The organism is Holophagales bacterium (assembly GCA_016719485.1).
Classification (GTDB): domain Bacteria; phylum Acidobacteriota; class Thermoanaerobaculia; order UBA5066; family UBA5066; genus UBA5066.
The window spans coordinates 318,463-331,395 of sequence record JADJZB010000030.1; the positions used below are offsets into that span (position 1 = coordinate 318,463).

Annotated in this window: 7 protein-coding genes and 1 pseudogene; 4 read left to right on the top strand and 4 right to left on the bottom strand. The window is 69.0% G+C overall.

Translation table 11 applies throughout. The annotated features are described in order from the left end of the window. Nucleotides 1-49: 49 nt before the first annotated feature. Genes IPN03_23025 through IPN03_23035 form a run of 3 tightly spaced genes read right to left on the bottom strand, consistent with a single transcriptional unit; the run spans nucleotide 50 to nucleotide 4,340 of the window. Nucleotides 50-628 (bottom strand): hypothetical protein, encoded by a 579-nt coding sequence (locus IPN03_23025; protein ID MBK9376509.1) that lies wholly within the window; start codon nucleotides 626-628, stop codon nucleotides 50-52. Between the two features lie 29 nt (nucleotides 629-657). Further along, nucleotides 658-2,082, bottom strand: a complete 1,425-nt coding sequence (locus tag IPN03_23030; protein MBK9376510.1) for a hypothetical protein — start codon at nucleotides 2,080-2,082, stop codon at nucleotides 658-660. Continuing rightward, a complete protein-coding gene (locus IPN03_23035) occupies nucleotides 2,079-4,340 on the bottom strand; it encodes an IPT/TIG domain-containing protein (GenBank protein ID MBK9376511.1) in 2,262 nt (753 codons plus the stop codon). The genes IPN03_23030 and IPN03_23035 overlap by 4 nt, the downstream gene beginning before the upstream one ends. Nucleotides 4,341-4,798: 458 nt before the next feature. Between IPN03_23035 and IPN03_23040 the strand changes: the two genes are divergently transcribed. After that, a complete protein-coding gene (locus IPN03_23040; protein MBK9376512.1) occupies nucleotides 4,799-6,793 on the top strand; it encodes a glycoside hydrolase family 44 protein in 1,995 nt (664 codons plus the stop codon). A gap of 40 nt (nucleotides 6,794-6,833) precedes the next feature. On the opposite strand, the pseudogene smpB reads toward IPN03_23040, so the two are convergent. Next, nucleotides 6,834-7,333: pseudogene (gene smpB, locus IPN03_23045) on the bottom strand (SsrA-binding protein SmpB). Between the two features lie 218 nt (nucleotides 7,334-7,551). On the opposite strand from smpB, the gene lpxC reads away from it, so the two are divergent. From lpxC to IPN03_23060, 3 genes are all read left to right on the top strand, one after another. Then, nucleotides 7,552-8,436 carry a UDP-3-O-[3-hydroxymyristoyl] N-acetylglucosamine deacetylase gene (gene lpxC, locus IPN03_23050; GenBank protein MBK9376513.1) on the top strand — a complete coding sequence of 295 codons (885 nt, stop codon included), beginning with the start codon at nucleotides 7,552-7,554 and terminating at the stop codon, nucleotides 8,434-8,436. Nucleotides 8,437-8,918: 482 nt separating this feature from the next. After that, nucleotides 8,919-11,030, top strand: coding sequence for a hypothetical protein (locus IPN03_23055; GenBank protein MBK9376514.1), 2,112 nt, complete (start codon nucleotides 8,919-8,921; stop codon nucleotides 11,028-11,030). A gap of 125 nt (nucleotides 11,031-11,155) precedes the next feature. After that, nucleotides 11,156-12,933 (top strand): helix-turn-helix domain-containing protein (locus tag IPN03_23060; GenBank protein MBK9376515.1); only part of this gene is annotated, 1,778 nt, incomplete at its 3' end.

Genomic DNA, 12,933 nt, shown 5'->3' on the forward strand with positions numbered 1-12,933 from the left:
CCGGCTGTCTCCCGACCGCGGGACCGTTCCGGGGACCCGGCCACCGGGCTCAGGGCGCGAAGTAGCCGGTGATGTCCAGGGTCAGGTGGGCCGAACCCGGCTTCTGGCCCGTCGAGTACCTCACGTACATGTCGGGGTTGCCGGCCGAGTAGGGCCCGAGCGGCACGATGGCGCCGTTCGACGTCACCGTCTCACCCTGCCCCACGATCATCGTCGCGACCGTCGGAAAAGCCGCGTTCGAAGGCCACATGTTGAAGTAGCCCAGCGTGTTCCCGTTGATCATCGACGCGTTGAGGCTCACCGCCGAGGCCGTCGTCGGAACTCCGCAGTTGCCAGTGCCGTCGTAGAGGGGCGCGAGGCGGACCTTGATCCCGACCGGGTTCAAGGCGTCGTAGGGCCCGGGCCACCACGTCTCCGACGTCGGCGGGTAGAGCGCCGTGAGGACCGTCGGCGTCGTGTTCCGCGGCGGCGGCTGGAACGGGTTCGGATTCCGCGTGTCGACGATCCGGCACGGCGTGACGGCGTAGTACTGAAGCCCCTGCGCCTCCGCGCGCTCCGTGACGACGGTCGCCGTGAGCGCCGCGGCGGCGAAGAGAAGCGTGGAAAGCCGGGTCTGGGTTCTGCTCATGCTGATGCTCCTGTCCTGGACCGCATTTTCTACTCGAAGTACCCGTTCACGTCGACGACGACGTGAACGGGCTGGCTGCTTTCGTTTCGGGCCGCGAAGGATCCCCACGCCAGCGTCGCGCTCCGCCCGGAGAGGCGGAGGACGAAGTTGTTCGCGATGACCCGCCCCTGGGCATAGCCGATCACCGTCGCGGCGCTGGCCGACCGGTCACCCGGGATCAGCTTCAGCGAGCCGGCAACCGCCGGGTTCACGACGGAGAGGTTCCCGGATATCGCCCGGACGGAGGCCGGCAGCCCGCATCGCCCGGCCGCCACAAAGGACCGTTGTCCGTTCGCGGGGATCGCGGGCCCACCCCAGGCCCCGCTGGCGTTCCGGGTGTCGAGGAGCCGGCAGGGTGTCACCGGCGTGAATCGGGACGAGCCCCAGCCCTGCTCGACGACCTCGAAATCGCCGGCCTGGATACCGCCGAAGAACGGGTTCCAGATGCCGTTGTCCCAGCGTGTGTCGTACGCGCCGGAAACGTACATGTCCGAGCCCGTATCGGCCACGATGAGACCGTATTCCTTCAGCGCCGCGACGACCCGGTCCATCGCAGCCCGGTCGGTCGCGGTCGCCCCCGACGGGTATCCCGACAGGGCGAACGCGGGCTTGAGCCGGAGGCGCGTGCCGAGTGCGGGGGCATTGACGTTCGTGCTCGTCGTCGCCAGGTGCGACGCCGGGTAGACGAACCCGTTAACGCCTCTCGTCGTGACGCGGAAGGCGTGCCGGATCGGACTCCCCGAATAGACCTCGGGATACCGGACGAGCCCGGGAAGGATGGCGAGGCCGGCCGCGTCGCCGCTCGTCCAGCCGAAAGGCCTCCGGGCGTTCGATTCGAGGCTCCAGGCGGCGCCCGACCCGGCCTCCCACGAGCAGGTCGGGGAGCCCGCCGGCAGGCAGCGCAGGTTCCAGAGCTCGAAGAGGAGTTTGTTGTCCCGGTCGACGATGAGCATGTGCTTGTCGCCCCCCGGGTTCTCGTTTCCCGGCGATCCCCCCTCGATCCACTTCGCGTTCGTCTTCGCCTCGGGTGGGATCGGGTAGCCGGACGGGCGCCCGGGAGCCCCCTCGTCCGAGTCGGAGTAGTCGAAGGCGACCTCCTCGAGAGCCTGGGTTCCTGCGACGGAGAAGTGGACCATCCCGTAGATCGAGGGCGGGTTTTCGGAATCGTCGCCTCCGAAGTCGGGATGAATCCCGACCCCGGTCCCGATCCATCCGATGATGCTCGAGCTGCGCGCGTCGAGGACGGCATCCTTCACGGGGACGTTCCACCAGTTGTCCGCCGGGAACAGAGGCACCTCGGGCGAGCCGCAGTGGACCGAGGCCGGGGCTCCGAGGCAGCCCATCGTCTGGCCGGCGGCCGGCGCGTTCGAAAGGGCCAGCGCCGTGGCCAGCGCGAAGGCCCTGGCGCGGATCACTGGTAATAGCCGTTGACGTCGAGGATGAAGTGGATAGTCCCGTTGGAGGCGTTTCGGACGTTGAAGGTCCCCGTGTTATCCGTCGAGAGGGTCAGGTGGCCGTTGTTCGCGCGCGTCTCGTTGACCTTGAACGGGACGATGTTCGCGATCGTGGGGACACCGTTGCCGGGGTAGACGCGCAGTTCGCCGGCCTGCTGGGGAGCGAAGACGGAGTAGTTCACCGAGAGCGCCTTCGCCGTCGCGGGAATCCCGCAGGTCGTGGGGGTCGTCGTGACGTCGAACAACCGGGTCTGGTTCGCCGAGAGGACCGGTCCGCCCAGTGCGCCGTTCGCGTTACGGGTGTCGAGGATGCGGCACGGGGTCACGGGGAACCACCTCGTCGCCGTCGGCGCGGGCGCGAAGAAATAGGCATTCGCCAGCGTCCCGGCCTGCGCGTCGGGGTTCGTGACGGTGAGGTTCGCGAGGCCAGCGGCGCGAGCGGGAGTCGTCGCGGTCAGGGTCGTCGCATTCACGAAGCCGACCCCGGTCGCCGACGTGCCGCTGAAGCGAACCGTCGCGCCGTCCACGAAGCTCGCCCCGGTGATCGTGACCGCCGTACCGCCCGCAGCCGGGCCGAAGTTCGGGTTGATCGCGGTGACGGATGGGGACACCGGACCGGTCGAGTAGGTATACCCGTTCCGGATGAAGGCCGTCTGCTGGTCGCTGTTCATGACGACCACGTCGACGAGACCGGTGTTCGTCGCCGAAGGGGTCACGGCGGTGATGGTGTTCGCGTTGACGATGCTGACGCCGGTGAGGAGCTTCGTGTTCGGGGAGCCGCCGAAGACGTTGTTCGAGGGGAGCTCGACGAAGGCGACGGTCGTCCCGGTGGCGAAGCCGCCCCCGGTGATCGTCACGCTCTGTCCGCCGGCGAGGGGACCGGACGTCGGGGAGATGCCGATGCTGTTCGGCCCGCTCGGGACGATGCCGCCGGGCACCGTCGCGAGACACGAGGCGCCGTTGATGTTCGGGAGGAGGTAGCTGGAGACCGAGGTGGGATGGAAGACGTTGTCGTTGCGCGGACTGCAGCTGACGGGGGGGGTGTGGCAGTAGCTCATCAGCGTGCCGTTGGTCGTCACGCCGTTGTACGTCGCCGACCCCGGGCAGGACCCCGCCCCGGAGAAGCAGTTCGTTCCGGTCTCGCTGCCGTAGCACGTGTCTGGCTTCGGGTTCGGGTAACAATGAGTATGCGGCGAGCCGAAGTTGTGCCCTACCTCGTGCGCCATGATGAGCATGTCCCAGAAGCCGCTGCTCGACCCCGTCATGAGCTGGTTGACGCTGTAGCCGACCCCGTTGCACAGACCGCCGACCCAGGCGATTCCAGAAGCCGAGGTCACCGGGACGTTCGACTGCTTTCCCGAGACCAGCGCGACGAGAGCACGCTTCACGACACTTCGGGGGTAGTTCGCCTCCCAGTAGTTCGTGAGCTCGTTCAGCTTCGTCCCGCTGGCCCCGCCCGTCGTATCGGCGTACGGGTCTTCCGCCTCCGTGGCGCGGATGATGCTGTAGCCCTGGAGGATCCGGACGCCCTGGTCCTTCGCGGGGCCCGCGTCGCGCTCGTAGATGATCGTCATCAGCGCGACGAGCTGGGTGAGGTGGTTGATGGTACCCGCGATGCTTCCGCCGTGTCTCAGGGCGATCCACTCGGCGTCCGTGTCGAACGCGATGACGGCCGTCTTCGTGGGCGTCGTCGCGAGCGGAGCGAGCTGGGTGGGAACGACGGCGCGGTACGCCTCGCCGAGCGTCTCGAGCGTGTCGGGCACGCTGAAGTGGGCGGTCTCCCCCTCGCCCTGGGCGCACGCGAAGGTCGGGCGGCGTTCATCCCCCTCCCCGAACCTCGCTTCGGAGCTCAGGACCCTGAGGCTCCTGCCCGCCTTCGCGTCGGGGTCGGGCTCCATCTCGACCATCCCGTCGGGACCGATGGCGAAGCCGCCGCGCACTCCGAGAACCGGGTCGACCCATGCGACGACCCGGGCCGGCTCGTCGCCGTCCGCCGTCGTCCCCTTGAAGAAGGCCAGCGGCGAGCGGGGCAGCTCGATCTCCTGGCCGTCGACGATCCGGACGATGCGGGCATCGGGGGCGTAGACCTCGAACCGCGACAGGACGACCGGCCTCCGGACGCCGGGCGCCACCGGCCACTCTTCGAGGCGGAGGCTGTCGTTCAGGGAGGTCGCGAGGAGTCCCGTCCCCGCCTCGTCCGAGAACCGGACCACCTCCATCTCGCCGCTCCCGCCGGGAACGTCGACGATGGCTCCACGGGCCGCTGCGACGATGGGACCGTTCCGCTCGGGCAGAGCGGCCCCGCAGAACCCCCGGCACGCCGGCGACGAGTGCGGCCAGGATCAGGAAACGCGGAGCCCTCATGAATCCCCCTTCCGGCCGGACCGGCAACCGGACGCGAATACTCGCATCATTGAATCTAGCCTCTCCGAGGGCTCCTGACCAGCAAGTGGTGCCATGGCTCAGACAATCTCCCCTTCGTAGTGTCGCCGCCCCACGTTCGGCCCCCATCCCGCTGCGTCTCATTCGCTTCGCGCGGGACGACGAGACCACGGAGGGACGGCGCTCACCTCCGGTCGAGTAGATGTCGCGAACGGGCGGGCGTACGGTGCCGGAACCGATGCGAAACCTCAGCGCCTCCGGAGGAGGGGTCCGAAGCGGCAAACGGTTCCCTTTCGTGCTCGCCGCGCTCCTCGCCCTCGCGGTCGCGGCGTCGCCCGTCGGCGGCGCGGTGACGGTCTCGGTCGACACGGCCCTGGATCGCCGGCCGGTGAGCCCGCAGATCTTCGGCGTGAACTTCGGGACGGCGGCGCAGGCGGCGCAGCTGAAGTGGCCCGTCCGTCGCTGGGGCGGCAACGCGGTGACCCGCTACAACTGGCAGAACGACACCTCGAACAAGGGGATGGACTGGTTCTTCATGAACGTCCCCGACGACAACCCCGACCCGTCGACGCTGCCGCTCGGCTCCTCGGCCGACCGGTTCCTCGCCGAGACACGGGCTGCCGGCGGAGAGCCGATCCTGACGGTCCCGCTCATCGGGTGGACCCCGAAGAGCCGCGAGAAGTCGTGGGGCTTCTCGGTACAGAGCTACGGCGCCCAGACAGAGACGGAGTGCACCGCGACGGGCGGGGCCTTCTGGTGCCAGCCCGATGCCGGGAACGGCATTCGCCCCGGCGGGGCGTTCGTCACCGGCAACGACCCGCTCGACACGTCGATCGCCGTCGGACCGTCGTTCGTCACGGCCTGGATGGACCACCTCGCGGCCCAGTTCGGGACGGCGGCCAGCGGCGGCATCCGCTACTACGCCCTCGACAACGAGCCCGCCCTCTGGGACTCGACGCATCGCGACGTCCACCCGCTGCCGCTCACGTTCGACGAGCTCTGGACGAAGACGCGCGACGTCGCCGCCGCGATCAAGGCAAAGGACCCGGCCGCGGTCGTGTTCGGGCCGGTGTCGTGGGGCTGGTGCGAGTATTTCTACTCCGCCGCCGACAACTGCTCGCCGAGCGGCGCGGACTTCATCGCCCACGGACGCGTCCCGCTGACCCAGTGGTACCTGCGGCAGGTGCGGCAGCACGAGGAGACGCACGGCGTGCGGCTCGTCGACGTCCTCGACGTCCACTACTACCCGCAGGCCTCGGGCGTGGCGCTCTCGGGCGACGAGTCGGCGGCGACGTCGGCCCGGCGGCTCCGGTCGCTCCGGAGCCTCTGGGACCCGAACTACGTCGACGAGTCGTGGATCCCCGCGGCCGTGCGGCTGATCCCACGGATGAAGGAGTGGATCGCCGCCGAGCTGCCCGGTACGAAGCTCGCGATCACGGAATACAGCTGGGGGAACGACGACGGCCTCTCGAGCGCCCTCGCGCAGGCGGAGCTGCTCGGGATCTTCGCGAGGGAGGGGGTGGACGTCGCGACGCGGTGGGTGGCGCCGGCGGCAGGGTCGCTCGTCGAGGACGCCTTCCGGCTCTGGCTCGACTACGACGGGGCGGGCGCGCGGGTGGCCGGGACGAGCGTGCGGGCCGCCTCGGACGAACCCGAAGCCGTCAGCGGCTACGCCGTGGAGGCGCCGGGCGGTGCGCTGGTGGTCGTCCTCGTGAACCGCGACACGGTGCTGCGGCCCGTCACCGTCACGATCGCGGGCGGAGGGACCCGCGACGTCCGCGTCTTCGGGTTCGACGGCTCGACCCGACTCTCCCCACTCGGCGGGGCGATCTTCGGCGGCGGGCACCTGACGCTCGACATGCCGGCCCGATCGGCCCGGCTCCTCGAGGTCGCCGCGGAGAACGTCACGCCCGACGCGTCGGGGTTCTACACGCTCGCCCCCTGCCGCATCGTCGACACCCGGCACCCCTCCGGTCCGTTCGGAGGGCCGGCGCTCTCCGGAGGCGAGACCCGCGCGTTCGCGCTGCCGGCGGGAGCCTGCGGCATCCCCGCCGACGCGACGGCTGTCGCCCTGAACGTCACCACGACGAACGCGACGGTCTCGGGGACCCTGACCCTCTTCCCCGGTACCGGAGCGGCGCCCGGGACGACGACGATCGCCTTCCGCCCGGGAACCATCCGCGCGAACAACGCGATCATGGGCCTCACCGGAGGGGTGCTCTCGGTCCTGAACCGGGCGGGGTCCGGCCAGGTGCAGGTCATCCTGGACGTCTCGGGCTACTTCCGGTGAGGAGCCGCGTCGTTCCCTGCACGCCCCTCGTGGCCGCCCCCTAACGCGTCCGGCCCGCCTTGATCGCCGCGCGGCTCTCCCGGTCGGCCTCGCGCCGCTTGATCGTCTCGCGCTTGTCGTGGAGCTTCTTGCCGGTGGCGAGAGCGATCTCGACCTTGGCACGCGGGCCGCGGAAATAGAGCGAGAGGGGGACGCAGGTGGCGCTCGACCTCTGGATCTTCGTCGCCCACTTCAGGATCTCGCGCTTGTGAAGGAGGAGCCGTCGTTTCCGGACCGGGTCGGGGTTCATGTAAGAGCCCGGGTCGTAGGGGAGACGTGGACGCCGTGGAGCCAGGCCTGCCCCTTTGCGAACTCAACCCAGCCGTCCGTGAGGTTCGCGCGCCCTTCCCGGAGCGACTTGACCTCCGTCCCGGTCAGCTCGAGGCCCGCTTCGACCTTCTCCTCGATGAAGTACTCGTGGAACGCCTTGCGGTTCCTGGCGACAGGCCGGACGGCGTCGTCCTTCTTTCTGTTCGGGGTTGCTGCGGGGCGGGCGGTCACGATCCGGAGTATGCCCGTGCGGACGACCGCTCGCGGTGCCCCGCGTCAGGCGAACCGCCGGAAAAGCTCGAAGGCTCCCGCGGGAGAAGTGTGGCGCCAACGCCACAAGGTGATGCGGAAATTCAACGGCAGCGGGTCGCCCCAGGCCGGCAAGTCACCCGGATCCAGCGATTTCGAGGAAGTCCGTCTGGCATCCACCGTGCGTAGAGAGGACCGTGATGAGGTTGCAGACGACCCTCGGCCGCACCATCTCGGTCTCCGGCGTCGGCCTCCACTCCGGCCGCAACGTGCGCGCCACCCTTCGTCCCGCCCCCGCGGGCCGCGGAATCGCCTTCGTCAGGACCGACGTCGGCGTCGTCATCCCGGCAGTCGCCGAGGAGGCGGGCCGTCTCGACTTCGCGACCTCTCTCGGGGAGCCCGGGCGCGAGGTCGGGACGATCGAGCACCTCCTCTCCGCCGCCGTCGGGCTCGGCCTCGACAACATGACGGTGGAGATCGACGGCCCCGAGGTCCCGATCCTCGACGGCAGCTCCGCCCCGTGGGTCGCCGAGATCCGGGAGGCCGGACTCGTCCCCCTCGGCTCCGCCGTCCGCCCCTTCGCGGTGACGAAGACGCTCTCGGTCCACAACGAGGACGGAAAGTGGATCGAGGTCCGCCCGGCGAAGGAGCTCCGCGTCTCGTATTCCATCGACTTCCCGAACCCGGCGATCGGCCGCCAGTCGATCTCGGTCGTCCTGACTCCCGACGTCTACGCCGAGCACCTCGCCCCGGCGCGGACGTTCGGATTCCTCGCCGAGTACGACTACCTGCGGTCGAAGGGCCTCGCGCGCGGCGCGAGCGAAGAGAACTGCATCGTCGTCGGCGACAGCGACGTCGTGAACGGCCGCCTGCGTTTCGCCGACGAGTTCGTGAGGCACAAGGCGCTCGACCTGATCGGCGACCTCGCCCTCGTCGGGCGTCCGGTCGTCGGGCACGTCGTGGCGCACCGCGCCGGGCACGCGCTCCACACGGCGCTCGCGAAGAAGATCCGGCAGGCCGCCGCCAGCGAGCACGTCCGCCGCTCCGAGCCGGCCCACGAGACCGTCGCCCTCGCCGGGCGCTGAGGATTCCGCCCCCAAGGCTCGACAGCCGGGAGCCTGGTGAGCTCTGTTCACACCATTCCCCAGAGTTCTGGTTCGTCCACGTCTCCATTCCGCACTCGGTCGCTGCGATGGCGGCCGCCTTTAACTCGGGCGCGAGGCTTCACTTTCACTTATCCTGTTCGATGGGCTTGGGTGTCCGGGATACGTCTCGAAGAACCGGTAGAACCCAGGCTGGACGACATGAGGGCAGGCGGACGGAGCGTCTTGCGAGCGCAGGCCACCCATCGAAGCTCCGGAGACCACCCCGAGGGGTACCCATGATGTTCGGTTCACCGGTCCGACTGTTAGCCCGCATCGCGGTTGCCGCTTGCCTCGGCCTGTCCTTCGTCGGCGTTTCGCAACACGGCCTTGCCCAGTGCCTGGTCCTCTCGGCGCCTGCGCAGTTCGATCCGCCGTCATCCGGCCTGCCGTCCTACTTCCGCTTCCAGGCTCGGAAGGATGCGTTGAGCCTGGGCGGGTCCCCGGGCGCGCAGCGCCTGACCATCCGCTACAACTACGGCTTCCTCGTCTACAGCCTCGCGAATCCCGGAGCCCCCGCGAAGATCTCCGTCGAAGACCTGCTGGGGACGGACAAGTACCCGAAGAGCGGTGACGGCCAGGAGCGCATCGGTCCCGTCGCCATCTCGCCGGACGGCACGCGCGTCCTCGGGTCCTGGACCGACGCAGCGGGCTACGGGACGATCGTGATGAACGCGAGCGGATCGTCGTATTACCCGGTCGGGGACTTCCTCCCGACGGGTGACGGGGTCAGGGCCCTGGCCCTCCTGAAGGTCGGGGCCCGGCACCTCGCGTTTGCCACCAGCAGCCAGGGGATCGTCGCCTCGGACATCACGGACTACCAGACCATCGCCGGCCCGGCGCATAAGAACGGAATCCCCTCGGCGCTGATCGCCAACGCGGGTATCTCCTCTCCGTCGGGCATCACGGCGCTGCAAGCCGCCGGCGCCTCCATCGTCGTCTCCTGGAACAGCGACGCGCTGGCCGTCGTCGACGTGTCGAATCCCGGTCCCCCGGGCGCGGGCCTCACGGCGAATTTCTCGGGCCGGGGCTACACGATGTCCCAGCTCGGGCTCTCGGCCTCCGGCTCCATCACCGCCGTCGCGGCCGCGAGTCATCCCCAGAGCGGGGACCTGTACCTTCTCGCGGAAGCCTCGACGTCGCTGGGAGGGGGCATCTATGCCTCCACCGGTGTCACTCTGAACAGGGTCGACCCCACGACAGGAGGGCTCACGCTCGTCGGTTCCCACCTGCCGCCGGCCGGCGCGAGGAGGTCGCAGAAGCAGATCGTCCTGCTTCCGTTCGACTCCGACGTCGTCGCGTTCTTCCTCGAGGGCAGAGACAGCGGGGGGCTCCAGCCGGAGGTCCATTTCTCTTCCTACTTCTCGAGGAACCTGGCGGAGACCGCACCGGCATTCTCGGGGCCGACTCAGGCGCTCTCGCTCAAGGGGCTGAGGGTGTCCGGCGGGAACGTCTTCCTCTACATCCTCGACTCCGTCGGGAGCTACGTCGCCACCCTGGACTGTTCCACGGCACCAACCCCGGCGAGCGCGGCACTGAGCTTCGAGGCCGTTCCCTACTCGGGAGGCGCCGCCACTCCCGTTGCCGACGGTGGCTCGGTCTTCATCGGCGACCAGCTTCGGATCAAGCCGGCCTTCTCGCCGACCGACGCCATCCAGCCGCTCCTGTCCTGGCGGCTCGACTACGACTTCCACGACGGCAACGCGCTCGACTCGAACGCGACCACCTACCGGCTGAAGCAGCCCGACTCCGTCCTCACCGCGGGTGCGACGTTTCCGACCCAGGTCACCCTGATCGGCCCGTGCGACCCGGCACAGGTTCCTCAGACCGGCTCGGCGCCCGAGCCGTCGAGCGGCGCGGGCTGCTGGGAATCGGTCACGACGAACGGGGACTGGACGGTTCCGGCGGGAACGCCGGACTTTTCGGCCGCCGCGCCCGTCGACAAGCAGCTCACGATCGGCTTCGAAGCCCAGAACGCGCTGAACGAGGGCTCCTCCTCGCTGGCGAAGCACCGGATCGCCTGGAAGGTGCCGCGTCCGTTTCTGAAGAGCACCTCGATCCTCTCGGGCGGAGCGCTCGAGGACCTCTCCGAAGGCAGCCCGCTGACGACCGGCCTGAGCTGGTACGTCTCGCAGGTTCCCGTCGGGCAGCCGGGAGACGACATCCTCACGCTCCAGGCCTGCACCGGGACCACCTGCACGCCGAGCCCGGCCCTCGTGCAGCCCGGCAACTACCGCTACTGGGTCACCGTGCCCTACCGCGGCGGCTTCCGGACGGCCCCGTGTCCGGGCCTCCAGGCAGACCAGGTCACCTGCTCCGGGGACGCCGCGAAGGTCGTCTCGGTCACCGACGTCGTCCTGTCGCTCACGGCACCGGCGCAGGTCCTCGTCGGGACGAGCACGACCACGGTGTCGAGCACCTCGAAGAAGGCCGCATTGGCCACCGCGTGCCCCGTCTCGACGAACGGCTTCTCCTACAACTTCTGCGTCCTGAGCGGGGGAACTGCCCTGAAGGGGCCTACGTCTCGACGGGCCTGACGGCCCCGAATCCGTTCCCGGCGTCCGGCACGGGCTCGATCACGGTCCCCACGCCGGCTGTCGGCACCTGGGGCCTTCGGGTCCGTTACACCTACACGACCGCGGGGGACTGCAGCGCTCCGACGGTGGCCCAGTGGCCGGCGTCCGGCTGGTCGCCGCTCACGGTCCTCCAGGCCGTACCGTCCATTCGCCTGCGCAACTCCAGCGACACGTCCGACATTCCGAAGTCGATCGGCATCTACTGGGAGCTGACGACCGGCCAGACGGCGAGGCTCTACGTCGAGCTGAACGGCGTTCGGGACACGAACCCGCCGGCAGGGCTGGCCTGGAGCTACAGGCCGGCCGGGACGTTCTCGGAGACCGAGATCCCGGGTGGGCAGGGGGCGAGCTTCTCCATCTCCACCACAGGGGAGTACGAGATCGTCCTGAGAGGCTACGGCCTCGACGTCATCGCGAACGTGGGCGTCAGCACGGCGGGCGGAGGAGGGGGTGGCACCCCACCCACCGTCTCAGCCGTGACCTTCTCGAAGACCAAACCGGCTGTTGGCGAACTCGTCACGGTGTCGTGCGTGGCAACGCAGGGCACTTCAGCGATCGGAAGCTACCTGATTTCGTTCGGCGACGGCCAGGGGTACGCCGGCGCCGCCTCCTCGACGAGCCACTCCTGGGCGACGGAAGGAACGAAGACCGTCGCCTGCACGGCGTACGACGTCACCGGCCTTGCTTCTGCAGCGCGGTACGCTCTCATCGACGTCGGGGGACCCGACGTCGGACCAACGGTCACGGCGATCGCCGTGACGCCCGAATTCCTACGTCCCGGAACGCTCGCGACCCTCACCTGTTTGGCCGTGCCCCCCCCCGGTAGGCTCATCGTGGGTTACGAGTTCGACTTCGGGGATTCGTCCACGCTTGTCAACGGCCCTTCAAACACCGCCACACACGTCTACCAGGCGGTCGGGACGTATCCCGCTACCTGCCGGGCGTACGACGCCTCGGCACGTTCCGGGTTCCTGCAGAAAGGCGTCGTCGTCTACGCACCCTCCTACACGCTGCAGGTGAAAAGGATCGGATCCGGGAGCGGGCTCGTTTACTCAAACCCATCCGGCCTGAGCTGTGGGTCGGTCTGTTCCGCCGATTTCGCCACCGGCTCGACGGTGACACTGACTGCCCTCGCTTCCCCGGGCTCTCGCTTCGCCGGCTGGAGCGAACCGAGCTGCCTAGATGTAGCTGCTCAGGACGTTGTTCACCCGGGTCTCCGGGGGAAACTGGTGTTGCGAAGCATCAGCGAACCCACGGAGGTGGCCCGGGTGAACCTTCATAGAAGAGCAAGAACGACCCCCGAAAGTCGAGCGTTATTGGCGCGGCGTGTCTTCGAAGAGGGTTGGAGCCGTCGTCGGGCTGGGAGGGCTTTCGGGATCAGCCTTCCGACTGTCCGCAAGTGGCTGGCCCGATGGGAGATGGAGGGGGCGGCTGGGCTGGGGGATCGCTCGAGTCGTCCTCAGCGGTCTCCTCGTCGGATTCGAACTCGTGACCGGCAGCGGATCGTGGATCTGCGGCGGCAGAAGCGGACTGCCGTGGCCATCGCCGAGATCACGGGAATCTCGCGAGCCACGGTCGGAAGGGTTCTTCGATCCGAGCGTCTTTCGCGGTGGAAGAGTCTGTTTCCTCGAGAGCCGGACCGCCGTTACGAAAGGGCCGTCGCCGGCGAACTGCTGCACATGGACATCAAGAAGCTCGGACGCATCGTCGGTGGGCCGGGGCACCGAGTCACAGGAGACCGCAGAGGGCAGCGTGAGGGATCAGGCTGGGAGTGCGCCCACGTCTGCGTCGACGACCACTCCCGCCTCTCCTACGTGGAGGTCCTTCCGGACGAGAAACGCGAGACGACGTCCGCCTTCCTCCA

Coding starts and splice junctions, on each gene's coding strand:
- IPN03_23025 (MBK9376509.1), bottom strand. CDS start 628: ATGAGCAGAACCCAGACCCGGCTTTCCACGCTTCTCTTCGCCGCCGCG.
- IPN03_23035 (MBK9376511.1), bottom strand. CDS start 4,340: ATGGAGGTGGTCCGGTTCTCGGACGAGGCGGGGACGGGACTCCTCGCG.
- lpxC (MBK9376513.1), top strand. CDS start 7,552: ATGAGGTTGCAGACGACCCTCGGCCGCACCATCTCGGTCTCCGGCGTC.